Consider the following 25,435-nt stretch of genomic DNA (forward strand, 5'->3'; position numbering starts at 1 on the left):
TTCTTAACTATGGTTAAGGAGGGAGTAGGGGACAGGGAGATGGGGAGATGGGGAGAATTTTGACCTTTAACCTTAATTACTATGGTGTTAAGTAGTTTTCTTACCTGCTCGGATTCCGAAGGATGCATATAGTCTAATTCTACCTGTATCCCATTTTTTAAATTTAGCACTTACGCAAAGCCCCCCCTTTTTTAAGGGGGGTTGGGGGGATCTCAATGTTGTGGGAATACCTAATTTATCGTTACAGTTGCATAAGTCCTAAAATTTTTATAAATCACGGGCTGCATTTTTGTTAATCTTAATTAAGTATTAAGTTAAAATCGGATAAAATAGCTTTTTCAGATGTTTTTGCACGCAAGGCAGGAGGATAATAAAATTTATTGAGTTTGAATTATTTTAAGAATAAGATGTTTTAATGCCCGTAATATTAGGAAGATTATTAATTTTGATTGCATATGATTAATTTATTTTTAAAACATTTTACATTCAATCAGTTTTTATATACTCAAAACAATATTTAATTAAAATAAAGTAGTCGAAAATTAAAGTTATACAAGAAAAAATAATGTAGTGGACACATGGGAATTTTACACGGTAGCTGGTTACTACAAGGTCAAAGCAGTTGTTTTTTTATCTGGGGAGAAACTTGGCGTTCTATAGATAGCAATTCGGCTGAAGATGAATTAACTAAAGTACAGTCTCATCCTTTCGGTATGACACCGTTAGAATTGTTTAAGTTGTTGCAAGAACGCAATCTGAAAATTCCTAATTCATGGGGGATTCAAGCCGATAATTCCAGCACTAAATCTAAGAGAAAACTCAAAGCTACAGCGACTAAAGAAGATATAGATTTTATAGATTTACCTTCTTCATCTGTCGTAATTGCCTTACCTACCCATATTCCTCAAGAGAAGAAAAAGAAAAATAAAAAGGATATTGATTCGATACAACCCTTCCATTCGGGGGTTGTCAACGAAGCAGTAAACGAGCAATATCTTTACTCTTGGCAAGTTGAAGGTTTTTGTTTGAACTCTATAGAAGCAATAAAATTTTTAACTTCATTGCCGATGAATGTTGCTTCGGAGGAAGAAGATTTTATTGGAGGAGATTTACGTTTTTGGTCGCAAATCGGCCGTTGGGGTTTAGATTTGATTTCAAGGTGTAAGTTTTTGCCTGGAATTAAGAATGTATCGGATGATTCTAAAATCGCTAGTTGGGAAGCACTTTTAGATAGTGCCGTTGACGGAAGCCGTTTGGATAAATATTCGCGATTAATGCCTTTATCTTGTCGGCTGTATCAAAAACAAACTCAGGCACAAACTGAACAAGATAATTACCAAGCAATAAATCTACCTCCCGAATCGGAACAATTACTGTTAGATTTTTTGAATAAAACTGTAGATGCTCAAGTACGAGAAATGGTAAATTCTCTGGATGCAGCAGAAACTCGATTGTTGGCATCCTTACCATCTGTAGTCAAACAATGGTTGCACTCTTTAACAAGTAAGAAAAACTCACTTGGCGAAAATACTCAGGAAGTTGAAAGGTTAGAAGCTGCGCTGAATTCTTGGACTTTACCTTTACAAAACCAACTTGGAACCAGAAGTCTTTTTCGCACTTGTTTTGTATTGCGTACTCCAGAAGAAGGTGAAACACAATGGTTGTTGGAATATTATCTACAAGCAATTGATGATGAAAAATTTTTGTTAGACGCACAAACGATTTGGAAGCATCCAGTTGAAAAGTTTGTTTACCAAAATCGCACGATTGATAAACCCCAAGAAACCTTTTTACGAGGTTTGGGTTTGGCTTCGCGGCTTTATCCAATCATGGCACCGAGTTTGGATACAGCTTTACCTCAATCTTGTCGTCTCGAACCTATGCAAGCGTATGATTTCATCAAGTCGGTAACTTGGCGATTTGAAGATAGCGGTTTGGGTGTGATTTTACCAGATTCCTTAGCAAATCGCGATGGTTGGGCTAATCGTTTGGGTTTGAAAGTTAGCGCTCAAACCCCCAACAAAAAAACCGAACGTTTGGGTTTGCAAAGTTTGCTCAATTTCAAATGGGAATTAGCAATTGGCGGACAAACTCTTTCCAAACAGCAGTTTGACAAACTTGTGGCTTTAAAAAGTCCCTTAGTGCAAATCAATGATGAGTGGGTAGAATTGCGTCCCCAAGATATCAAGACAGCACAGACATTTTTTACTGGTAGAAAAGAAAAAATGTCGCTGTCTTTAGAAGATGCTTTGCGATTGGGTTCGGGTGATACTCAAACGATTGAAAAATTACCCGTAGTTAGCTTTGAAGCTTCCGGAGCTTTGCAGGAATTAATTACAAATCTCACAGATAATCAAGATATAGAAACTTTATCCACACCGGAAAGTTTTCACGGAGAATTGCGCCCCTATCAACGACGAGGAATGTCTTGGCTGTCATTTTTAGAACGTTGGGGTTTAGGTGCTTGTTTGGCAGATGATATGGGTTTGGGGAAATGCGTTGCACCAGATACTCAAATTTACATTAATGGTTGTCTAGAAACGGCTGAGAACATTTGGCAGAAATATGCAGGAGAAACACAGTTTGACGGCGAAGGATTTTGGAGCGAATCTACCAAGCGATTAATAGTTAATTCCATAAATGAGTCAACAGGTAAAATTATCCAAGCTCCCATTCGACGACTTTACCGACAACAAGTCAAAGAAAAGTTAAGAAAAATAAACTTACAAGATGGTAGCAGCATTACCATTACCCGTCGTCACAAGTTATTAACTAATAAAGGTTGGACAAATCATCTTGAAATAGGAAATTACATTGGAGTAAGTGCAAATAACACCTCAGCGAACCTCCGCGAAAACCTCCGCGTACCTTTGCGTTTAAAAAATACAACTCCTCTTCCTCCAGAAGGCACCATTGCTTTAAAAGAAAAACCAAAAATCGGCAAAGAAGTCTCCTACTGCAAAATTGAAAGTATTGAAGATGTAGATTACGAAGGATGGGTTTACGATTTCGAGGTTGAAGAACACCATAATTTTGTTGCGAACAATATTATTTGTCACAATACGATCCAATTCATAGCCTTCCTACTTCACCTCCAAGAAGAAGAAGCCTTAGAAAAACCCACATTATTAGTTTGTCCAACCTCCGTACTAGGAAACTGGGAACGGGAAGTTAAAAAATTTGCTCCTAATCTCAAAGTTTTGCAGTATCACGGTGATAAACGTCCGAAAGGAAAGGCTTTTCAAACTGCCGTCAAAGATAAAAATATTGTAATTACAAGTTATTCCTTAGTTCATCGCGATTTAAAATCATTACAAGATGTTTCCTGGCAGATAATAGCTTTAGATGAAGCTCAAAATATTAAGAATGCAGAATCAAAACAATCTCAAGCAGTACGACAGTTAGAACCAGATTTTCGGATTGCTTTAACGGGTACCCCGGTAGAAAATAGACTGCAAGAATTGTGGTCGATTATGGATTTCTTAAATCCGGGATATTTAGGAAACAAACAGTTTTTTCAAAGACGGTTTGCAATGCCAATTGAAAAATATGGCGATACCTCTTCATTATCGCAATTGCGTTCCTTGGTTCAACCGTTTATTTTACGTCGTTTGAAAACCGACCGCGATATCATTCAAGATTTACCAGAAAAGCAGGAAATGACTGTTTTTTGTGGTTTAACTCCCGAACAAGCAAAGCTTTATCAAAAAGTAGTAGAAGATTCCTTAGCCGCAATTGACGATGCAGAAGGATTGCAGCGTCGGGGAATGATTTTGGGTTTACTTGTGAAATTAAAACAAATTTGCAATCACCCAGCCCAGTATTTAAAGAAAAAGAAATTAGACGAACATGATTCAGCCAAACTTCAGCGTTTAGATGAGATGTTAGAAGAAGCAATATCAAACGGCGATCGCGCTTTAATTTTCACTCAGTTTGCGGAGTGGGGTAAGTTGCTCAAACCCCATCTAGAAGAAAAGTTGAACCGAGAGACTTTGTTTTTATATGGAAGCACAACCAAAAAGCAGCGTGAGGAAATGATCGACCGTTTTCAACACGATCCACAAGCTCCACCAGTAATGATTCTTTCCTTAAAAGCTGGTGGCGTAGGATTAAATTTAACTCGTGCAAATCATGTATTTCACTTCGATAGATGGTGGAATCCCGCAGTAGAAAATCAAGCTACAGATAGGGTATTTCGTATCGGTCAAACAAAGAATGTTCAGGTACATAAATTTGTTTGTACCGGAACTTTAGAAGAAAAAATTCACGACATGATTGAAAGTAAAAAGCAATTAGCAGAACAAGTTGTAGGTGCTGGTGAAGAATGGTTAACTGAAATGGACACCGATCAACTTCGTAATTTGTTAATACTCGATCGCGATGCAGTTATTGAAGAAGAGAGTTAGGAGTTAGGAATTAGGAGTTAGGAGTTAGGAGTTCAGAGTTAGTTGTTCATTGTTAATTGATATCATGCAAGCAAATTACGATTTTCAAGCATCAAGAGAATGGTGGTCACAACGGTGGTTAGAATTATTAGATTCGTACCGCTTTAAAAAGCGTTTAGAACGTGCGAGAAATTATGCTCGTCAAGGAAATATTCTCAGTATTAAATTTGCAAATGCCAAAGTATTAGCTAAGGTACAGGGTAGCGAACCGGAACCTTATAGTGTATCTCTTGCTCTTGATTCCTTCAGCGATGAAGAATGGGGTTTTATTGTTGAAACAATGTCCCAAAGAGCAATATTTGCAGCCAAATTATTAGCCGGAGAAATGCCGCAAAATATAGAAGAAGTATTTACAGCAAATGGTTTGTCATTATTTCCTTTCACATTACCTGAAGTTCACAGTAAATGTTCGTGTCCCGATAAAGCCAATCCCTGCAAACATATCGGTGCTATTTACTATCAATTAGCCGACCGTTTCAGCGAAGATCCATTTGTCCTATTTCAATTACGAGGACGTACTAAAGAGCAAATTATTAGCGATTTACGGAAATTACGCAGTGCTAATATTTCAGATGCAGAAGCACAGACTTTAGATGTTCGAGAGTCAATAAATAACCAACAAACATCCTTAAATATAGATAATTTTTGGCAATACAATCAACCATTGGAATCATCATTAGTAGTAATTGCACCATCAACCGGCGAAACTGTTTTAGATGTATTAGGCTCCATTCCTTTAGCAAAAGAAGATGAAAATCCTGCAAGTATTAATTCTACAGATATCGTCATGAAATATCTTAATTCACTATATAAAGATGCTAGTCAGAAAGCATTTTTAGCCGCGATGAATGTGGGTAATCAGTGAACAGTTAGCAGTGAACAGTGAACAATGAATACCTATTTTTGAAATTAAAAAAGTATCATAATTTATATTTCATAGAAAAAAAAGCTATTTGTATTACAAAAACTATGTAAAATGAACTTTAAATGATTATTATTAACTGGTCACTGATTACTGATATCCTATTACGGCAGGTTCACCCAGTTAAATGAGAATGGAACTTCAAAGCAAAATTATTACTGTAGAGTTGAATGATGGCACAAGTATAAGAGTTGAAGCTACTCTTATTGGGGATCGAAAATTAACTTTCCAAACCCGACCATTTAGTGAAGCTACTGGGGCTATAGAGTCTTTGACAAAGGAAATTGCTGATATTGTGCAAAAAGTAAAGCCGGATAAAGCTTCTGTCAGATTTGGGATAGACTTAGGTATTGAATCTGGTAAACTTACACCTTTGCTTGTTAAAGATGCTTCCACTGCTAATATCGAAATTACTTTGGAATGGGGTAATTAATCTAATTCGATCTTGTATATATCTCAATTACAAATATAAGTGAATATTCTACGATTAAATTATAAAAAAATACAAACAAGTCGAAAAAATTGAAGATAGCGATACCTTTGTTGAGCTTAGTCTAACGACTCACTGCGTGTTCAGCGCGGCACGACCCGTTAGGATAACGTTTAACGCACTCTTTGGGCCAATATTAAATAAATAAATAAATAAATAAATAAATAAATAAATAAATAAATAAATAAATAATTATCTAAAATCAAATATATTTATCTTTTTTCAGTTTCTTATTCAATACAGTTTTCACTAAAGGATGCGGCTAAGTTAGCCCAGGTTGCCCACTCTTATAGAGCTACGGTGTACACACAAGTTCTTTGAATTTGCTCCATAACGTATCGATCCCCCCTAGCCCCCCTTAAAAAGGGCGGAATCGGAATTAAAGTTCCCCAGTTTAGCGGGGAATTTAGGGGGATCTTACAAGATGTGTGTACACGGTAGCTCTTATAGAGTCAGGACGATTAAGCGCAGCATTACACACAATTGCCACAACTAATAATATTCGGTGCGTGAAACTGAAAATAGAAATCGACCGTACAGCCCAAATTATCAAAGCTTCACACACCCTACAAAAATCTAAAATCTAAAATCTAAAATCTAAAATTCCTGCATAAAAAAAGCCCCCGCTTTTACACGGGAGCAATCGATTGTCAGTAATTAAACTTTACAAACAAGAGAACCTAATCTAAATTCGGCATGAACATTACTGGTTCGGTTTCGCGGTTAATACCTCTCTCGAAACCACCAGCAGCCGCACGAGCGCGACCTGCGTGCCATAAGTGACCAATTAGGAAGAAGAATCCTAATACGAAGTGAGATGTAGCCAACCACGCACGAGGAGACACGTAGTTAAAGGAGTTAATCTCAGTTGCAACACCACCTACAGAGTTCAATGAACCCAAAGGAGCGTGGGTCATATATTCAGCAGCACGACGAGCCTGCCAAGGCTGAATGTCATTCTTAACTTTTTCTAAGTCAAGACCGTTAGGACCGCGTAGAGGCTCCAACCAAGGGCCACGGAAATCCCAGAAGCGCATGGTTTCACCACCGAAGATGATTTCACCACTAGGAGAACGCATCAAGTATTTACCAAGACCTGTAGGACCTTGAGCAGAACCTACGTTAGCACCTAAGCGTTGGTCGCGAATCAAGAAGGTCAAAGCTTGTGCTTGAGAAGCTTCTGAAGCTGTAGGACCAAAGAATTCACTTGGGTAAGCGGTGTTATTAAACCAAACGAAGGTGGAAGCAATAAAGCCCATCAAGGACAACGCACCCAAACTATAAGAAAGATACGCCTCACCAGACCAGATGAAAGCACGACGCGCCCAACCAAAAGGCTTGGTAAGAATATGGAAGATACCACCAGAAATAGTGATGATGGCAACCCAAATATGACCGCCAATGATATCTTCTAAGTTGTCAACGCTGACAATCCAACCTTCGCCACCGAAGGGGGATTTGAGTAGATAACCAAAAATTACCGCAGGGTTCAATGTAGGGTTGGTTACGACGCGGACATCACCACCACCGGGTGCCCAGGTATCGTATAAACCACCGAAGAACATTGCTTTTAGCACCAACAATAAGGCTCCACATCCCAAAATTATTAGGTGGAAACCAATGATGGTGGTCATTTTGTTCTTATCTTTCCAGTCATAACCGAAGAAAGAAGAGTATTCTTCTAAGGTTTCTGGACCGCGAACCGCGTGATAGATACCGCCGAAACCTAGTACGGCAGAAGAAATTAAGTGAAGTACGCCAACAACAAAGTAGGGGAAAGTATCGATAACTTCACCACCAGCACCAACACCCCAACCTTGGGCTGCTAGGTGAGGTAGCAGAATTAAACCCTGCTCGTACATGGGCTTTTCAGGGATAAAGTGAGCAACCTCAAACAAGGTCATTGCTCCAGCCCAGAAAACGATTAAACCAGCATGAGCTACGTGAGCGCCCAGTAGTTTACCGGAAAGATTGATTAAGCGAGCGTTACCCGACCACCAAGCAAAGCCTGTACTTTGTTGGTCGCGTCCACCTGATGCTATTGCTTGATTAGAGAGCGTTACCACGTGGGAGAACCTCCTCTGGGAATACAAATTGTTCGTGGGGCTGATCTTGAGGAGCCATCCAAGCACGGATACCCTCATTCAGCAAAATGTTTTTCGTATAGAAAGTTTCAAATTCTGGGTCTTCTGCCGCTCTCAATTCTTGAGATACGAAGTCATAAGCACGTAGGTTCAGCGCTAAGCCTACTACACCTACTGCGCTCATCCATAACCCGGTAACTGGTACGAACAACATGAAGAAGTGCAACCAGCGTTTGTTGGAGAATGCAATACCGAAAATCTGCGACCAGAAACGGTTTGCTGTCACCATTGAATAGGTTTCTTCTGCTTGGGTTGGTTCAAATGCACGGAAGGTGTTAGAACCGTCACCGTCTTCAAACAAGGTGTTTTCTACGGTTGCACCGTGAATTGCACACAACAGCGCACCACCCAATACTCCTGCTACTCCCATCATGTGGAAGGGGTTCAAAGTCCAGTTATGGAAACCTTGGAAAAATAGCAAGAAACGGAAGATTGCTGCTACTCCGAAACTAGGAGCAAAGAACCAAGAAGATTGACCCAAGGGGTACATCAAAAATACGCTGACGAATACCGCAATAGGTGCAGAAAACGCGATCGCATTATAAGGACGAATTCCCACCAAACGGGAAATTTCAAATTGACGCAACATGAAGCCAATCAAACCGAAAGCTCCGTGTAACGCAACAAACGTCCACAATCCGCCCAACTGACACCAACGGGTGAAGTCACCTTGAGCTTCAGGGCCCCACAAAAGCAATAGGGAATGTCCCATGCTGTCTGCGGGTGTGGATACTGCCACGGTCAAGAAGTTACAACCTTCTAAGTAAGAAGATGCCAAACCGTGGGTATACCAGGAAGATACAAAGGTTGTACCTGTGAGCCATCCACCTAGAGCCATGTAGGCACAGGGGAAAAGCAATAGACCCGACCAACCGATGAAAACGAATCTGTCTCGCTTTAACCAGTCATCGAGTACGTCAAACCACCCTCTAGTGCTAGGGGCGCGTCCAACTGCGATGGTCATTTGGACAAAAATCCTCTTTTACTAAAATTGCTACGTTTCTAATGAAACAAAGTTTTTATGCGGCACTTTCAACAGTACTGTCTATTTTATGAGAAAATACTACCAACTAGGTAAACATTTCTCAGGTTTGTGCCAAAACCTAATCGTACACTGCCTTGACAGAGTACGATCGCTTAATAATTCTTAATTTATCACATTAGTCCAGGTTTGTGACCAATTTATACTGATTTTTTCGGCATTAAGTGCAAAGCCACTACATACCATCAATATCAGAATATTTACAATTTGACACAAGTTTTCTCATAAAACTTAATCATAAAACTTAAATTGTATTAGGAAATCTAAAGAATTTGTGCGGAGTGACCGTTAGGATGGCAGACTTGATTAATAGAGAATTTCTCACAACCTCTTAATTTGTTCCATGACGGCATCAACAACAATCTCCAAAAGCAATAACGTCCTTACACAAACGGTTCTGGGTTCTCGTAGGTTAAGTAATTATTGGTGGGCAACAGTAGTTTTTCTTGGAGCCGGAGGTTTCCTGCTCGCCGGATTGTCAAGCTATTTTCAGAAAAATTTACTTTTAGTCACAGATGCAACTCAATTAGTATTCGTCCCCCAAGGTTTAGTGATGGGGTTATATGGCATAGCAGGATTGCTTTTAGCTTTATACCTATGGCTAGTAATTTTATGGGACTTAGGAGGCGGATACAACGAGTTTAATAGCGAGACAGGTAAGATAAAAATCTTTCGCTGGGGATTTCCTGGAAAAAACCGGCGAATTGAACTCGACTGTCGTACCGAAGACGTGCAATCGGTGCGAGTCGAAATCAAAGAAGGAATTAACCCCCGTCGCGCTCTTTATTTACGTGCCAAAGGTCGTAGAGACATTCCTTTAACAAGAGTCGGTCAACCTTTATCGTTAAAAGAATTAGAGACTAAAGGCGCTCAGTTAGCGAAATTTTTAGAAGTACCCCTTGAAGGGTTGTAGGGGGATGGGGAGATGGGGAGATGGGGAGATGGGGAAAGGGAGCAAGATGCTCCCACTACTTCCTACTCCTAACTCCTAACTCCTAACTCCTAACTCCTAACTCCTAACTCCTAACTCCTAACTAATTATTCTTAATGCCCTATTCCCAATCTAAAATCTAAAATCCAAAATCTAGTAGGCTAAGATACTTGGGTTGAGTTTTGTAGTGGAAATGCTGTTGAAAGCTCCTAAGTATTTTTTGGTTACGCTTTTGGTTGTCAGTGCTTTGATGTTAAATGGATGTTCTGGTGGGGAAGTGGCTTCGACTACAACTTCTCCAGACGCTACAGTAGCTGAAGCAGACAGCGATACAACCGCACAAGCAACTCTTGCATCTGAAGTAAAAAATGAGGCTGTTCCTGGAATGAACGATTTACCCAGACTTGAAGGCAAAGCTACTGTAGTGATGACCGTTAATGGTTCTCCTATCACTATCGAATTAGATGGAGAAAATGCTCCCATCAGTGCCGGTAACTTTGTAGAATTGGTTCAGAAAGGCGTATACGATGGCTTGAGTTTCCATAGAGTAGTAAAAGATCCTCAACCCTTTGTAGCCCAAGGAGGCGATCCTAAAGGGAATGGAACTGGTGGGTATGTTGTGAATGGTAAAGAACGTACCGTTCCCTTAGAAATCAAGCCACAAGGTGAAGAAGAGCCAGTTTACGGTCAAACAATCAAGAAAACACCAGTATTGCAACACAAAGCAGGCGCGATCGCAATGGCGCGATCGCAATCTCCAAACTCTGCTTCTTCGCAGTTTTATTTCGCTTTGTCAGACTTAGCCTTCTTAGACGGTAACTACGCAGTATTCGGTAATGTCACTGAGGGAATGGATGTTGTAAATAACATCAAGCAAGGCGACAAAATCGAAAACGCCAAAGTTACCAAAGGCGCGGAGAATTTGAAAAACGCCGAGTAGTTTTGATAGGGAGATAGGGAGATGGGGTGATGGTAAGCCACTCTCGTGCGCGGGTTCCCCGCGTTGAGAGAAGTGGCGCAACCCGAAGGGGGAGATAAGGGGACAAGGGAAAAATAACTATTCCTAACTCCTAACTCCTAACTCCTAACTCTCTATCCCCAATCTAAAATCTAAAATCTAAAATCTAAAATTGAATCGGGTTGTAGTTACTGGTATTGGTTTAATTTCTGCTTTGGGTAATAACTTGGAAGATAGTTGGGGGCGTTTAGTTGCGGGTGAATGTGGAATTAAACAGCGTCAACTTTTTCCAGAATTGCAAAGCCTTCCTTTTGGTTTGATTGGCGATCGCCCAGCACAGTTAAAAAACCTTACTCAACAAGTTGTCACTTCGGCTTTGCTAGATGCTTCATTAGTTCCACCTTTACCCGACTGCGGAGTTGTAATTGGTTCAAGTCGCAGCTATCAAGCGGAGTGGGAAAAGATGGCAAGGTGGATGTATGCGGACAAGGAGACAAGGAGACAAGCGGACAAAAATGAAAAACTTTCTCCCCCTCCCCCCCTCTCCCCCTCCCCCCCTCTCCCCCTCCTCTCCACCCTTCCACACATGAACGCGATCGCGGCAGCGCAACTCGTAGGTGCAACTGGAACTGTATTAGCGCCGATGGCGGCTTGTGCTACTGGTATTTGGGCGCTTTTTCAAGGTTTTAACTTAATTAAATCTGGTCGTTGCGAGCGAGTAGTTGCCGGTGCGGTGGAGGCTCCAATTACGCCTTTGACGATTGCTGGTTTTGATCGAATGGGCGCTTTGGCAAAAACTGGTGCTTACCCTTTTGATGTCAATCGGGAAGGCTTGGTTTTAGGTGAAGGTGGAGCAGTGTTTGTTTTGGAGTCGGCGGAGTTAGCACGTCGGCGGGGAGCAAAGATATACGGTGAAATACTCGACTTTGGCTTGACTGCTGACGCTTATCATCCAAATCAACCGCACCCTGAAGGAAAAGGCGCTATTTCTGCGGTTAAAGAATGTTTACATCGCGCTCATATTTCTCCAGAAGATATTGATTACATTCATGCTCACGGTACTGCTACGCAGATGAATGACCGTGTAGAAATTAAGGTTATACAAACAATATTTGACAAAAGAGTGGCGGTTAGTTCTACTAAGGGAAGCACTGGTCATACAGTTGGAGCTTCTGGTGCTTTGGGGGTAGCTTTTACTTTGATGAGTTTTAAGCATCAAATTTTACCGCCTTGTGTTGGTTTAAAGGAATCAGAATTTGATTTGAATTTAGTTAGAGAAGCGCGTCAAAGTCATATTCAGCGAGCGATGTGTTTTAGTTTTGGCTTTGGGGGACAAAATGCGGTTGTAGTTTTAAGCAATCGGAATGGCATGTGAACTACCCAACACCGACCTGAGTACAGGTACGGTGTGGGCTTCCAGCTTCACGGACAGTAGCCTCTACGGAAGTCTTGCGACCTCGATGCGGTCTTACACTCTCTCCACTGGCAGTAGCGCTAGTCCCTAACGCTAATAAACGCAAGCCTTCATCCCGAATATTGACAGCCGCGTTGATATCTCTATCGTGCTTAGTTCGGCAATTAGAACAAGTCCAGCTACGCACTTCTAGAGGCAAGCTACCTATTTGATTTAGACATACGTTGCAAGTTTTACTTGAAGGGAAAAAACGTCCTATTTCTAGGTAAGTTTTACCTTCTTTCTCCGCTTTGTATTTTAGTTGCCTGGTAAATTCTGACCAGCCACAATCGCTAATTGCCTTAGCAAGATTGTGGTTCTTTACCATGTTTTTAACTGCTAGATTCTCGACAATGATGACTTGGTTTTCGTTCACCAGTTTGCGAGACAGTTTATGTTGAAAGTCTTTGCGAGTATTGGTTATTTTTTCATGTACTCTTGCAACTATTCTTTTAGTTTTGCTTCTACGATTAGAACCTTTTTCTTTGCGTGATAGTTTTTGTTGTTTGCGCTTGAGATTTGCTGCGCGTTTTTTTAGGTGTCTAGGGTTATCAAACTTTGAACCATCGCTGGTAATTGCAAAATGAGTCAATCCAAGGTCAATCCCTATTGCTTTTCCTTCAATGCTAGGTGTCGCGTCTGGTTGTCCATCATCAAACAACAAAGCAGCATAATACTTGCCAGTACAAGACATACTGACTGTAACGGTTTTTAGCTTTCCCTCAAAAATGCGATGAAGCCTTGCAGCAACTTCGCCTATTTTTGGTAGCTTTATAGCGCCATCTAATAGCTTGACTGACTGAGGATATTGAATAGACTGCTTGCCATGCTTGCTTTTGAAATTGGGGTATTTTGCCCTACCTTCAAAGAAGTTGATAAATGCTCTAGACAAATTGAGGCTCACAGACTGCAACACTTGCGAGTAACAATCTTTCAACCAAGGAAATTCAACTTTGAGCGCAGGAAGAAGATCATTATATCCTTGCCTAGAAATTCCTTTTCCTGTTGCCTTATAAGTTTCGTTGTTCAAATTCAAGGCGCGATTCCACCACCAACGAGCGCAACCAAAAGCTTGAGATAAAGCTTCTTTTTGAGCAGCATTTGGATAAATTCGGACTTTGACAACGTTTCTCATTCTTCAATAATACCATAAATCTTGTTCGTGGTAAAATAATCAAATATAGAGTTGCCGATTCCCTATGGGTCATCGGCTGCCTATCCATCCCGGCGCTGAATGAGTACATTACAGCGCGGGACTTCCGGCAAAGAAAGTTAAAAAATTGCAAAACAAAAAGAACATACCTTCGCAGAATTTTTGGAAATATCTTTTGATTTATCGTTTATGTAAACAACCACCAGCACGTTTTATGCAAATTACTTTTGAATGCATAAGTGAACCTGCGCCGGTAATATCCCATAATCTACCTATTTCTAGACAAAAGTAATTAATATCTCTGGATATTCCATACCTGAGACAGTCGCTAGTGTTATTACCAGATATCATAATAAAAGTAGATAAATCTTAAAAAATATTTACCAATGCAGGTATCTTCCTCTGGCTGGTCTAAACTCAAACATTTAATACAAGAAAAAATTCTTTTCGGTAATGAACCGACACCAGAGTTGTTCGCAATTCTCACCGTTTATTTCGTCCAAGGTATTTTGCGGCTGTCGCGTTTGGCGGTTAGCTTTTTTCTCAAAGATGAACTTGGGCTAAGTCCTGCGGAGGTTTCAGCCTTATTTGGTATTATCGTTTTACCTTGGATTATTAAGCCTGTATTTGGGTTCTTTTCCGATGGTTTCCCCATATTTGGTTATCGAAGACGACCTTATTTAATTTTGTCGGGGATTCTCGGAACGTTAGCCTGGGTAGCTATGGCGACTGTAGTTCATAGTAGCTGGGCTGCGACAACTGCTATTTTGTTAAGTTCGCTTTCGGTAGCGGTGAGCGATGTAATTGTAGATTCATTGGTAGTAGAAAGAGCAAGAGCAGAATCGCAAGCTGAAGCAGGTTCTTTACAGTCCATTTGTTGGGGTGCTTCGGCATTTGGGGGTTTGATAACCGCTTACTTTGGCGGATTATTGTTAGAATATTTCACTACGCGCACTGTATTTTGGATTACTGCGACATTTCCATTGATTGTTTCTGGAGTTGCTTGGTTAATTGCCGAATCTCCCGTAGAGCATAATCCCGAAGACGATAAAAACGGCAATTTCGAGGATGTTAAACAGCAAATAAAGTTACTTCGTCAAACTGTAACCAAAAAAGTAATTTGGCTACCTGCTGCTTTTCTGTTTATTTGGCTAGCTACACCAAGTTCGGAATCGGCGTTTTTCTTCTTTACTACTAACGATTTACATTTCCAACCAGAATTTTTAGGAAGGGTACGTTTAGTAACGAGTATTGCGGCTTTAGTTGGGATTTTTATTTTCCAACGTTTTCTCAAGAGCGTTCCGTTTCGGGTGATTTTTGGTTGGAGTACGGTAATTTCAACTGTATTGGGATTAACAACGCTGATATTAGTAACTCACGCTAACCGTGCTATAGGAATAGACGATCATTGGTTTAGTTTGGGTGATAGTTTGATTCTGACGGTAATGGGGCAAATCGCCTATATGCCAGTTTTAGTATTAGCTGCAAGAATTTGTCCTCCGGGAGTAGAAGCGACTTTATTTGCACTATTAATGTCGGTGACAAACTTAGCGGGATTAGTTTCTCACGAGACAGGTGCAGCACTAATGCATTATTTGGGAGTCACTGAAAACAACTTTGATAATTTGTGGCTGTTAGTAACAATTACCAATCTCAGCACTTTATTACCATTACCATTTATTAATTGGCTACCAGAGAAAGGAGAAGAAACTCCCAAGGTAGAACAACCAGCCTTAGAAAGCGAAGAATTAGAAACGATGCCTATTTGATGTCAGAATTAATGATGAAACAACCAGAAGAAGTGGTTGTTGATTGATTAACAAGTTAAAAATAACTAATTACACATTGTAATTGCAAATGGAGAAGAATGCAGCTATTAGGGTTTCTTTCTGATCCGTCTAAAATCATAACTACACGTCAGTATTCTTCATTGTATCTTAACTATAATTGGGGTATAAATCAGGATGACCCTCGCGGGAAAAGCAAGTGAAATTGTATTAACGCGAGGTATTTTTATGTTGAAAAAAATTGCTGCTGTGATAAGTACATTTGCTTTAATGGTTCCTGTCATAGAACCTGCTAATGCTTCTGTTAATCGAACTAAAGTTATTGCACAAGTAAGTTGTTCTAATGAAGGATTTGTAATTGTGAATCCAGAATACTATGGTCGAACTCGTTCAGGGTTAGATATCTGGATTTGTATTGAAACAGGATATGGCAGGCAAGCATTTACTATGTATAATCCAGGTCCTTATCCAGTCCTTGCTTGTAATATGATTGAATGCAGAATGATTGATATGACCTATTAAATGTATCGAAAATTAAATTGTAAGAACTATATCACAATTGAAATTTTTTACAAAGTTTTTAGAAAGTACCTAACCAATATAGCAATCCGGATTAAAGTATAAAACAATACGTGCTTTTAATACTGACTTTGGAAGTTAAATTTTATTCATACCTGGCGACTATAAGTCGCGGCTATACAGGCAAAACCCGCCTGCGCGGGTTGTTTCATAAAGTCCACGAAGGTGGACTTTGTTTGTGTAGCAGCGAATTATATTCGCCAGCTATTTTAATATTTTCACTTTTCATGGTTAGTGTAAATTATAATACGTCTTTCATTTCCTGAATAACTTAGAGCAATATTTTTTATTTATCTTTTAGATACGATTCGGAAAATAACTATAAATCAGATTCTATTTTACTTTTACCATTGGGTTTCCCGCCTTATTCAATAGGTCTTATTAGTCAGTTTTTAAGCTTATCAATATAATTACCAGTATTTCAAAGCTATGGTGGTAAACTTTTCGCTTAACTAATTAAAATATAAATAGCTAAGTCATATTAAACATATAGTTGTTATTATTTAGTAGTAAGAACTTAATTGCTTACTACTAAATAATCCGTATTTACGTCCACTTAGTTAAAGAAAAGCTATAGTTAATTAGATACAAATGCAGAATTTTCAAATTGACGAAAGAGATTCAATTACAGAAAAGTCTTATTCTCGCGAAGATTGGCGGGAAGGGTATCAATCTTTAAAGGAAGAATATGATTATTGGATTGATGATATAGAAGGAGAAATCCCGCCAGAGTTGAACGGTACGCTGTTTAAAAATGGTCCTGGTTTGCTTGATATTAACGGACAAAACATTCATCATCCTTTTGATGGTGATGGAATGATTAGCCGGATTACTTTTACTAACGGACGCGCTCATTTTCGCAATCGTTTTGTTCGGACTAAGGCTTATATTGAAGAACAAAAAGCCGGAAAAATTCTTTATCGCGGTGTATTTGGGACGCAAAAAGGCGGCGGTTGGTTGGCGAATGCTTTTGATTTTAATCTGAAAAATATTGCTAATACTAATGTGATTTATTGGGGTGGTAAACTGTTAGCTTTGTGGGAAGCGGCAGATCCTCATAAACTCGATCCAAAAACGCTGGAAACTTTGGGTAAAGAACATTTTAATGGTGTTTTATCCGAAGGTGAAGCTTTTGCAGCCCATCCACGTTTCGATCCTAGTTGCGAACAAGATAATGGCGAACCTTGTTTGGTGAATTTTTCGATCAAACCGGGATTATCTACAACTATTACTATTTTTGAATTAGATACTGCGGGTAAAATTGTTCGTAAGGATGCTCATAGCGTTCCCGGTTTTGCTTTTATTCATGATTTTGCAATTACCCCGAATTACTGCATATTTTTTCAAAATCCCGTTGCTTTTAATCCGATTCCTTTTGCTTTAGGAATGCGTGGTGCTGGGGAATGTATTAAGTTTCAGGGAGATAGAGCTACTAAGGTTTTGATAATTCCGCGAAGATCCCCCCTAACCCCCCTTGAGAAGGGGGGGATTCAGAAGAAGGTACAAATTTTAGAAACGCAATCGGGATTTGTGTTTCATCATACCAACGCTTTTGAGAAAGGTGATGAAATAATTATTGATTCTATTTGCTACGAAAATTTACCGGAAGTGCAACCCGAAAGCGATTTTCGAGATACTGATTTTGAATCTTTAAAACCAGGGCAATTATGGCGGTTTTATCTAAATATTAAAGATAATACGGTACGGCGAGAATTAATTGAAAGCCGTTGCTGTGAATTTCCGAGCGTGCATCCGGAGAAAGTCGGACGCGAACATCGTTATTTATACATGGGTGCGGCTCACTCTACTGAAGGTAATGCACCACTGCAAGCATTTGAAAAAGTGGATTTAGAAACTGGTGAAAAACAGGTTTGGAGTGCTGCACCTCATGGTTACGCTAGCGAGCCGAATTTTGTACCGCGCAATCGCAATGGTAATGAAGATGATGGTTGGCTAATAGGTTTGGTTTATGATTCAACTCACCATCGCTCTGATGTGGTAATTTTAGATGCCAAGGATTTGAATAAAGGAGCAATTGCAAGGTTACATCTTAAACATCATATTCCCTATGGTTTGCATGGGAATTTTGTTGATGATGTTTTTGTTGATTGTTAGTTGAATTATAGATATTTAGAAACCCGGTTTTTTGAAAAAATCGGGTTTCTTTTTATTTACTAGATGCACAGAGCGTAAAGAAAAGAAATAAAGAGAGGTAGATAATTTATCTAATATAAACAAGACTTACGCAACCGCAACTAAAAACTAGGCATTCCCAATTCTGAGATCCCCCCAACCCCCCTTAAAAAGGGGGGCTGTTTCATTCGTCAAGGAAGTAAAATTGTCAATATGATTTGAGAGCAATTTTAAGAGCTTAAGTCATAGATAACTAATAATTTGGGCAAGAATAATTGAATATAATTCCGAAATTTAATTCTCAAGCCCTTGACTTTACAAGCTTTTGAGGGAATGAATCAGCCCTGCCCTTAAAAAGCAGGGCTTTGCGTAAGTCTTGTTGATAACTGGTAACTGTTAACTGTCAAATTGCGCGGGAAAATTTATTCTGTTGGGTAGTTTTGCGAGAATCAAAAATGACCGCGATATTTCTTACTAACAACCTACCAATTTCTGTAACGTCAATTTGATTGCTTGATAATTTAATCAATCCATCTGCTTCTACTAATTTTAATGCTTCTAATTCGTGGGAAAAGTACTCAGAGAAATTAATGTTATATTTAGCTTCAATGTCTGAGAAACGTAAAATTCCACCAGACATGATCGACATAATTACATCTCTTCTAAGAATGTCATCCCAACTTAATTGAAATCCTTTACTAATTGGTAAAACTCCGGCTTCCACTGCTTGATAATAATCTTTGAGTTTTTTATGATTTTGGGCGTAAGCATCTCTAAGCAAACTTACCGATGTCGAACCAAAACCGAATAACTCTGTTTCTGCATGAGTTGTGTAACCTTGGAAAGTGCGTCCCAAACTGCCATTGCTTTGCGCGATCGCTAATTCATCGTCGGCTTTTGCAAAGTGATCCATGCCGATAAACTGATACTGATTTGCGGTAAGTTCTTCAATAGTCATTTGAAAAATTTCCAGTTTTTCATGAGGTTTAGGAAGCGCGTCTACTGGCAACTTCTTCTGTAATGGTTTCAGCCAAGGTACGTAAGCAAAGTTAAATACGGCAATGCGATCGGGATTTAATTTGATAGTTTTTGTAATCGTCTTCCAAAAACCATGCAAAGTTTGGAAAGGTAAACCATAAATTAAGTCTACATTGACACTTTTAAATCCAGCTTCCCGAATCCAATCCATCACGTTAAACAGCATTTCTTCGGGTTGAACGCGATTTACAGCAGCCTGCACTTCATAATTAAAATCCTGAATCCCAAAGCTAATCCGATTAAACCCAATTTCTCGCAGAAACAAAATGTAGTCTCTATCTACATATGTAGGATTAATTTCAATCGAAATTTCTGAAGAAATATCAAGATTAAAATATTGATTGATATTTCCCCAAAGTTGTTTCACCTGGTGTACGTTCAAATAATTTGGGGTTCCTCCTCCCCAATGCATTTGCACAACTTTTCGATCCGAATCAATCAAACTAGCTGTTTGCTGAATTTCTTTAACTAAATGTTTGACGTAAGGAATAGCAATTTCTTTTTTCTCAGAAATAATAGTATTACAACCGCAGTAATAACAAGCACTTTCACAAAAAGGTATATGAAAATATAAAGATAGCGGAGTTTTTCTACTATTTGAAATAGAAATAGCTGATGCAAAATCCTTCGCCGTAAACGCTTCGTTTAACTCCGTAGCGGGTGGATAGCTAGTATATCTCGGTGTCGGAGTATTGTATTTTTTAATGATGTCTAAGTCAAATTTAACAGCCGGAAATTGGAATACCATTTTTGTGGATAGTTGTTAGTGGATAGTTGTTAGTTGTTAGGAATGGGCATGGGGCATTGGGCATTGGTAATTGGTAATTGGATTTCTCCCCATCTCAATTCGCCGTCGTGGTTTCGTTACTAATCAGCTTGCGAAACTTTGCTTCGCCGATAGATTGAATTAAAATTTCTTCTAATTCTTTGGCTATCTGCATATTGAAAGAGAATGATTTGTTGGCTTCTGCGACGATTTTGTCGGCTGTTGTGTCGTCAACTGGTACTTTATCGAGAGCTTCGCGATACTTGTTTTTGAATGCTTGTTTGTCGGGGATTTGCTCGAAGTTATAAAAAGATGTGCCTTGATAACCCGATAAATCCAAGGTTGATTGGACTACTTTTTGTAACATCTGTCCGCCGGATAAGTCGCCCATGTAGCGGGTGTAAGCGTGTCCTATCAATAATTCTGGCTGTTTTTCAGCTACTTCGCGAATGCGGGAAATGTAGTTTTGAGTCGCTGCTAACTTTGTAATTTGATTTTGCCAATCCGTACCGTAGTAAAACTGTAAATCTTTTTCTAAATTGGCTTTGCGATTAAGTTCTCGAAAGTACAGAATGCCAACACGAGGATGATTTTGATGATTTTCGAGTGCTACTTCTAATTCGCTGTAGACAAAATATAAGTTGCTCAAAAATTTTGCAAAGCAATTTCTATCGACAACGCCTTTGACGAAACATTTCATAAAACCGATATTTTCCGTTGCAGCGTGAGATTGCTGGGTTCCTTCTCGGAGTTTTATAGCTAGATTGTTACTCATTTATAATCCTGCATTGATGAAACGCTATCTTCAACAGGATTTACGCAGATTAAAAGCAACACGTTAATGCCCAAACGAGCATCGATCGCGATCTCTAGAATACTCGCCGTAATATTTATTTTTTGTATCCGTATATAGCTATAAACATTTCTTTATATCTTGAGGAAATTAAACAATGTCAAAATAATTAACATTTAATTATTGCAAATCATAGCCTAAGCAGACATTTATCTAATTAGGCTTATTGATAAAATACTGTAACATATATAAGTAATTACTATGGATTATTTTCGTCTTGACTACTTGAAAAAACGCTAAGATAAATTTTAAGTTAAGGAAAAGTTAAGCTATACATCGGTTATTGCTTGTATTCTTTTTAAAGTAATAAATTTTGATCTGAAGTTTATATATGGGGGTGTAATTGGCTAACTCACAAGGTATACGAGTCGGAGATAAAGTAATAATTTTGCGCCCGTCGCACATCGCAGGAAAAGTTGGTTTTATCTACGCTAAAGAAATATTGTCGGATCAAGAGGTTAGCAAACGTTGGATTATCCACATAGATTCGGAAAATGTGATGGTGTCGCTGTCTCCAAAAGAGTTTGAGTTGTTATCCAAGTAAATGTAAGTTTTTCGGATTACTTCGCAGCAATAAAGTCGAAAAACTTACACAATTGCTTTAATCCTCAGATGAAGGTTCATCGTTAATCCCGAGTTCCTTCTTACTATGCTTCAACTTCTTCCACAGTGCCTTAATTTGCGTATAGGCTTCTTCAGAAGTTGTTTTTCCTGAAGTTTGCAAGTTAACTATATAGCCTACCTTTTGAGCAAATTCTTGTAAATTGGCATTAAATACCAAGTTTTCTGGCTTAAACTCACCGTGATAACGGCTGCGAGGGTAAAGAAAATTCTCTTTGTCTGCTTTGTCCAAATTTTTCATAATTCTCCTGAGTCTCCTGGTTATAACCTTAAATTAATCCTTTTTTAACCTGAAATTAACCTTAGTCGTAATAATTTTTACAATTTATCTCCGATCAAATCTTTAGACATCTATCTTAGGGGTGAGACAAAAGTTAGTTTACTGTAAAAAAAAACACATTATTTACCGCTCTAAGTGGTGCTTTTACGTATAAAATAAGATAAAAGAGAATAGTCAATCTATCTTTGGTTACTTTGGTTATATGTAATAACTAAGCATAAAAAGTTATTGATTATTATTCTTAAGATAATCGCAAGTTAGCTTAAAGGCAATGTACTTAACGCCAAGCAAGTAAGCCTAATTAAAAGCTTGTTTTTGTAAATCAATTTAAATATTTTTGCAAAAGATGAAAATATTCTTCTATTAATGGATATATAGGTGAAAGTGAATGATTAAAGAATTTTTATGGCAAAGTCTCTTCCAACCCCACAGCCATCGCTTAAAGAAGGTGTAAAAGCGCCGGTGCAGGAAACCCTGTTAACCCCCCGGTTTTACACCACAGACTTTGACGCTGTGGCATTGATGGATATTTCGGCGCATGAGAAAGAGTTAGGAGCGATTGTAGACGAGTTGAAAGCCGACTATAATCGCCATCACTTCGTGCGCGACGAGGAGTTTAAGCAGGTTTGGGATAGCATTGAGGGTGAAAAGCGCGAAGCTTTCATTGATTTCTTAGAGCGCTCTTGTACTTCTGAGTTTTCCGGATTTTTGCTATTTAAAGAGCTATCGCGCAAATTAAAAAACCGCAATCCGATGTTAGCGGATGCTTTTAACTGTATGGCGCGAGACGAAGCACGTCATGCTGGATTTTTAAATAAAGCGATGGCGGATTTTAATCTTTCTTTGGATTTAGGTTATTTAACTAAAAGCCGTACATATACCTTCTTTCCCCCAGAATGGATTATTTACACGGTTTACCTATCCGAGAAAATTGGTTATTGGCGCTACATTATTATGTTTCGCCATTTGGAATTATATCCAGAAAACCAATTTTATCCACTATTCCGCTACTTTGAAAGCTGGTGTCAGGATGAAAACAGACATGGAGATTTCTTTAAAGCGCTGTTAAGATCCCAACCATCACTTTTCAATAATTGGAAAGCGCGTTTATGGGTGCGTTTCTTCTTACTAATGGTATTCGTAACCCACACGCTAACGGTATTTGAACGAGTCAACTTTTATCAATCCCTTGGTATAGACGCTCGCGAATACAACAAAAGAGTTATTGAAGAAACCAATAAAACATCCGCACGAGCATTTCCAACAATTCTCAATACCCAACATCCAGAATTTTTCCAGAGAATGGAAGAATGTTCCGACAGTAATTTACGGTTAGCGGAGATTGATAAAAGCGATCGCCCTAAAGTTGTCAAATTACTGCAAAAAGTGCCTTGTTTTCTTTCAATTGCCGGACATATGGTACGGTTGTTCATGATGAAACCAATTGATACTGAAGCAACAAGAGCGGCAGTGCATTAGTACGTTAAATAGATTTACTGGCTAAATAATCACAGGGAATCAGCGTAAATCCTTTTTTTTAAGAGGGAATAGGGAACAGGCAACAGGCAACAGTAAAATATATTAGAGAAGTAATCCTGTATCTTAAGCGATAAATAAATATTAAGTAAGAAATAAAAAATAATTTATTCCCCATTCCCCATTCCCCATTCCCTATTCCCTATTCCCTATTCCCTATTTTCTTAAATTTAACTTTCAACTTATCTTTGGGATAAGGAGTAGGCGCTGGGATTATATTCAAATCTTGCCCTGGTAAAAGTTCCCATTCATAATTGCGAACTAAAAGCGCCGCAAAAAGCTTCATTTCCAACTTAGCGAACTCTTTACCGATACATTCGCGCATTCCGCCACCAAATGGAATGTGAGCAAAAAGTTTCGATTTATCTTCAGCGCGAGAAGGTGAAAAACGTTCGGGATCGAATTCTAACGGCTCGGTATATACACTGTCATCTTGATGCGTTTTAGGTACTTGATACAACACAGACCAGCCTTGAGGAATCAAGTAACCGTTAAATTCACAAGCTTGAATTACTTCACGAAAACCACCACCAACCGGAGGAACAACACGCAAAACCTCTTTGATAAGTTGGTCTAAATAAGTCATTTGCTTGAGATTCTCTGTAGTTAACGGTTGCGAAAATCCCAATTCTTGCTGTTCGTTGCGTACCTTTGCGAGAATATCCGGATGCTGTGCAAGTAAGAGACACATTGAGGCGATCGCCGATGTTAGTGTTTCATGTCCGGCAAATAGTAAAGTTAATATTTGGTCTTTAATTTCTTCTACACCAAGTTTATTACCATCATCATCTGTAGCTTGCAATAGCATTCCTAAAGCATCTTTATTAGAAGCAGGTTGCTGTTGACGCTGCAATACTATTTCTTCAATCTTTTTTAACAGTAATTTGCGACTGCGTAATGCTTTACCAAAATTAGTCCAAGGCAAATTTATAGGAAGGCTGAATAAACCTCCCACCCATTGTTCAAAAAGTTCTACGAAATTACTATTATTAGCAGCATCGGTTCCTACAAGTAATTTACAAGCAACATCAAAAGTATATTTTCTAATTTCTGGATACCAAGTCAAAGTACCCATTTTTTGCCATTTATGTAAATAACTTTGAAGAATTTCTTCCATTGTGGAAGCATATTCTGCTAAAGCTCTGGGTTGAAAAGCTTGCGATAAAATCTTGCGTCGGTTTTGATGTTCTCCACCTGTTTGTATAGCTAAAGAAGCAGAACCTAATAAAGTCTTAGTACTGGGAGGCCATTTATTAGAAAATAATTTATTATCATTCGTAAACAAAAAACGGTTAGCTTCCGAACCAATCATAATTACTGTAGGGCTGGTAAAAATGCTGGTTTTAAAGATAGAGCCGTACTTTTGATATCGCTTTTCTGTAAAATTTGCATCGCGAAAAAAGCTGATTGTTTCGCCAATTACAGGTAAACCAAAATTACCGGGAGGTAAAGGAAGTGTTTTGGGATTGGTAGTTGCCATTAGATTTTAGATTTTGGATTTCTTGCGTTCTTGAAAGAAGGAAATTGCAAATTTTCGATTACTACTATTGGAGAAAAATATAACTAAATTTACACAATTACTCCAAATCTCTAGAGTAATTAATTACCAACAATACTTTTGATTTGTTTTAGCTGCTTAAGCGTATAGGGTGCATAGCGCCAAGCAAAATCAAACCAGAGTCCTTTTTTTAAAAGGCTTTTTTGGTGAGAAAAGGTATCAAAACTGGCTTTACCGTGGTAACTGCCCATACCACTATCGCCCACACCACCAAAGGGAAGATTAGAAACACCAACCTGCATAACCGTATCGTTAATACAAACTCCTCCCGAAGTTGTTTCATTCAGTACTTTCTGTTGTTTTGCAATATCTTTAGAGAAAATGTATAGCGCTAGTGGTTTGGGGCGTGCATTGATCTGCGCGATCGCCGAATCTAATTTATCGTAGGTCAATATCGGCAAAATAGGTCCGAATATTTCTTCTTGCATCACTGGGTGATCCCAGGTAATCCGATCCAAAATGGTAGGTGCAATATAGCGGCTATCTGCGTCGGTTTCTCCTCCCACAACAACAGTACCATTATCTAAAAAGCTGGTTAATCGAGAAAAGTGCCGTTGGTTAACAATACGTCCATAGTCAGGACTTTTGGCTGGATTATCCCCATAAAATAGTTCAATTTTCTTTTTGAATAAATCTAGTAACGGTTGCTTAATTTGTCGATCAACTAGTAAGTAGTCTGGAGCAATACAAGTTTGACCGAAAACAATGGGATACAAGCCTCGTTCTTCTAGAACGGCTTTAATCAT

Annotated in this window: 18 protein-coding genes and 1 pseudogene; 11 read left to right on the forward strand and 8 right to left on the reverse strand. The window is 38.9% G+C overall.

The features are described 5' to 3' along the window. The first annotated feature begins 578 nt into the window (after positions 1-578). The 3 genes from ACM03V_RS20440 to ACM03V_RS20450 all read left to right on the forward strand — a co-directional run bounded on the left by ACM03V_RS20440 (position 579) and on the right by ACM03V_RS20450 (position 5,800). The gene (locus ACM03V_RS20440; protein WP_414622631.1) at positions 579-4,406 is read left to right on the forward strand and encodes an SNF2-related protein; all 3,828 of its coding nucleotides are present in this window, start codon (positions 579-581) and stop codon (positions 4,404-4,406) included. Positions 4,407-4,470: 64 nt separating this feature from the next. Then, positions 4,471-5,310: an SWIM zinc finger family protein gene (locus ACM03V_RS20445; protein WP_414622632.1), complete on the forward strand. Its 840-nt coding sequence runs from the start codon at positions 4,471-4,473 to the stop codon at positions 5,308-5,310. 190 nt (positions 5,311-5,500) lie between these two features. After that, positions 5,501-5,800 (forward strand): CU044_2847 family protein, encoded by a 300-nt coding sequence (locus ACM03V_RS20450; protein ID WP_414622633.1) that lies wholly within the window; start codon positions 5,501-5,503, stop codon positions 5,798-5,800. Positions 5,801-6,537: 737 nt separating this feature from the next. Here ACM03V_RS20450 and psbC read toward each other — a convergent pair. After that, positions 6,538-7,923 (reverse strand): photosystem II reaction center protein CP43, encoded by a 1,386-nt coding sequence (gene psbC / locus ACM03V_RS20455; RefSeq protein ID WP_414622634.1) that lies wholly within the window; start codon positions 7,921-7,923, stop codon positions 6,538-6,540. Continuing rightward, on the reverse strand, positions 7,907-8,965 hold the full coding sequence (gene psbD, locus ACM03V_RS20460) for a photosystem II D2 protein (photosystem q(a) protein) (protein WP_414622412.1): 1,059 nt from the start codon (positions 8,963-8,965) through the stop codon (positions 7,907-7,909). Before psbD ends, psbC begins: the two co-directional genes overlap by 17 nt. 421 nt (positions 8,966-9,386) lie before the next feature. Here psbD and ACM03V_RS20465 point away from each other — a divergent pair, with 421 nt between their 5' ends. The 3 genes from ACM03V_RS20465 (at position 9,387) to ACM03V_RS20475 (ending at position 12,307) form a co-directional block, all read left to right on the forward strand. Then, positions 9,387-9,956, forward strand: coding sequence for a photosystem I assembly protein Ycf4 (locus ACM03V_RS20465; protein WP_414622635.1), 570 nt, complete (start codon positions 9,387-9,389; stop codon positions 9,954-9,956). 211 nt (positions 9,957-10,167) lie between these two features. Next, positions 10,168-10,914, forward strand: coding sequence for a peptidylprolyl isomerase (locus ACM03V_RS20470; protein WP_414622636.1), 747 nt, complete (start codon positions 10,168-10,170; stop codon positions 10,912-10,914). Positions 10,915-11,104: 190 nt separating this feature from the next. Then, complete coding sequence (locus ACM03V_RS20475) at positions 11,105-12,307, forward strand: beta-ketoacyl-ACP synthase (RefSeq protein ID WP_414622637.1); 1,203 nt, start codon at positions 11,105-11,107, stop codon at positions 12,305-12,307. 1 nt (position 12,308) lies between these two features. Here the strand turns inward: ACM03V_RS20475 and ACM03V_RS20480 are convergent, their stop codons facing one another. Beyond that, the gene (locus tag ACM03V_RS20480) at positions 12,309-13,520 is read right to left on the reverse strand and encodes an RNA-guided endonuclease InsQ/TnpB family protein (RefSeq protein ID WP_414622638.1); all 1,212 of its coding nucleotides are present in this window, start codon (positions 13,518-13,520) and stop codon (positions 12,309-12,311) included. 404 nt (positions 13,521-13,924) lie between these two features. Here ACM03V_RS20480 and ACM03V_RS20485 point away from each other — a divergent pair. From ACM03V_RS20485 to ACM03V_RS20495, 3 genes and pseudogenes are all read left to right on the forward strand, one after another. Continuing rightward, positions 13,925-15,354: pseudogene (locus tag ACM03V_RS20485) on the forward strand (folate/biopterin family MFS transporter). A gap of 199 nt (positions 15,355-15,553) precedes the next feature. Further along, a complete protein-coding gene (locus ACM03V_RS20490; RefSeq protein WP_414622639.1) occupies positions 15,554-15,847 on the forward strand; it encodes a hypothetical protein in 294 nt (97 codons plus the stop codon). Between the two features lie 648 nt (positions 15,848-16,495). Next, positions 16,496-18,019 carry a carotenoid oxygenase family protein gene (locus ACM03V_RS20495; protein WP_414622640.1) on the forward strand — a complete coding sequence of 508 codons (1,524 nt, stop codon included), beginning with the start codon at positions 16,496-16,498 and terminating at the stop codon, positions 18,017-18,019. Positions 18,020-18,440: 421 nt separating this feature from the next. On the opposite strand, the gene hemN is transcribed toward ACM03V_RS20495, so the two are convergent. Further along, a complete protein-coding gene (gene hemN, locus ACM03V_RS20500) occupies positions 18,441-19,823 on the reverse strand; it encodes an oxygen-independent coproporphyrinogen III oxidase (RefSeq protein ID WP_414622641.1) in 1,383 nt (460 codons plus the stop codon). Between the two features lie 94 nt (positions 19,824-19,917). Beyond that, a complete protein-coding gene (locus ACM03V_RS20505) occupies positions 19,918-20,616 on the reverse strand; it encodes a heme oxygenase (biliverdin-producing) (protein WP_414622642.1) in 699 nt (232 codons plus the stop codon). Between the two features lie 421 nt (positions 20,617-21,037). On the opposite strand from ACM03V_RS20505, the gene ACM03V_RS20510 reads away from it, so the two are divergent. Then, a complete protein-coding gene (locus ACM03V_RS20510; protein WP_414622643.1) occupies positions 21,038-21,238 on the forward strand; it encodes a hypothetical protein in 201 nt (66 codons plus the stop codon). A 57-nt stretch (positions 21,239-21,295) separates the two neighbouring features. Here the strand turns inward: ACM03V_RS20510 and ACM03V_RS20515 are convergent, their stop codons facing one another. After that, the gene (locus ACM03V_RS20515) at positions 21,296-21,556 is read right to left on the reverse strand and encodes a hypothetical protein (RefSeq protein ID WP_414622644.1); all 261 of its coding nucleotides are present in this window, start codon (positions 21,554-21,556) and stop codon (positions 21,296-21,298) included. A 444-nt stretch (positions 21,557-22,000) separates the two neighbouring features. On the opposite strand from ACM03V_RS20515, the gene acsF reads away from it, so the two are divergent. Further along, the gene (gene acsF, locus ACM03V_RS20520; protein ID WP_414622645.1) at positions 22,001-23,074 is read left to right on the forward strand and encodes a magnesium-protoporphyrin IX monomethyl ester (oxidative) cyclase; all 1,074 of its coding nucleotides are present in this window, start codon (positions 22,001-22,003) and stop codon (positions 23,072-23,074) included. A 199-nt stretch (positions 23,075-23,273) separates the two neighbouring features. Here the strand turns inward: acsF and ACM03V_RS20525 are convergent, their stop codons facing one another. Together ACM03V_RS20525 and ACM03V_RS20530 are read right to left on the reverse strand one after the other, a co-directional pair. Then, positions 23,274-24,611 carry a cytochrome P450 gene (locus ACM03V_RS20525; protein WP_414622646.1) on the reverse strand — a complete coding sequence of 446 codons (1,338 nt, stop codon included), beginning with the start codon at positions 24,609-24,611 and terminating at the stop codon, positions 23,274-23,276. A 119-nt stretch (positions 24,612-24,730) separates the two neighbouring features. Next, a partial coding sequence (locus tag ACM03V_RS20530; RefSeq protein WP_414622647.1) for an aldehyde dehydrogenase family protein occupies positions 24,731-25,435 on the reverse strand: 705 nt, incomplete at its 5' end.

Origin of the sequence: Calothrix sp. CCY 0018 (assembly GCF_963920925.1) — a bacterium.
In the GTDB taxonomy this organism is placed as follows: Bacteria; Cyanobacteriota; Cyanobacteriia; order Cyanobacteriales; family Nostocaceae; genus Rivularia.

Coding starts and splice junctions, on each gene's coding strand:
- ACM03V_RS20515 (WP_414622644.1), bottom strand. CDS start 21,556: ATGAAAAATTTGGACAAAGCAGACAAAGAGAATTTTCTTTACCCTCGC.
- ACM03V_RS20480 (WP_414622638.1), bottom strand. CDS start 13,520: ATGAGAAACGTTGTCAAAGTCCGAATTTATCCAAATGCTGCTCAAAAA.
- ACM03V_RS20505 (WP_414622642.1), bottom strand. CDS start 20,616: ATGAGTAACAATCTAGCTATAAAACTCCGAGAAGGAACCCAGCAATCT.
- psbD (WP_414622412.1), bottom strand. CDS start 8,965: ATGACCATCGCAGTTGGACGCGCCCCTAGCACTAGAGGGTGGTTTGAC.
- ACM03V_RS20525 (WP_414622646.1), bottom strand. CDS start 24,611: ATGGCAACTACCAATCCCAAAACACTTCCTTTACCTCCCGGTAATTTT.
- ACM03V_RS20495 (WP_414622640.1), top strand. CDS start 16,496: ATGCAGAATTTTCAAATTGACGAAAGAGATTCAATTACAGAAAAGTCT.
- hemN (WP_414622641.1), bottom strand. CDS start 19,823: ATGGTATTCCAATTTCCGGCTGTTAAATTTGACTTAGACATCATTAAA.
- ACM03V_RS20490 (WP_414622639.1), top strand. CDS start 15,554: ATGTTGAAAAAAATTGCTGCTGTGATAAGTACATTTGCTTTAATGGTT.
- ACM03V_RS20465 (WP_414622635.1), top strand. CDS start 9,387: ATGACGGCATCAACAACAATCTCCAAAAGCAATAACGTCCTTACACAA.
- ACM03V_RS20470 (WP_414622636.1), top strand. CDS start 10,168: ATGCTGTTGAAAGCTCCTAAGTATTTTTTGGTTACGCTTTTGGTTGTC.
- ACM03V_RS20450 (WP_414622633.1), top strand. CDS start 5,501: ATGGAACTTCAAAGCAAAATTATTACTGTAGAGTTGAATGATGGCACA.
- ACM03V_RS20445 (WP_414622632.1), top strand. CDS start 4,471: ATGCAAGCAAATTACGATTTTCAAGCATCAAGAGAATGGTGGTCACAA.
- acsF (WP_414622645.1), top strand. CDS start 22,001: ATGGCAAAGTCTCTTCCAACCCCACAGCCATCGCTTAAAGAAGGTGTA.
- ACM03V_RS20440 (WP_414622631.1), top strand. CDS start 579: ATGGGAATTTTACACGGTAGCTGGTTACTACAAGGTCAAAGCAGTTGT.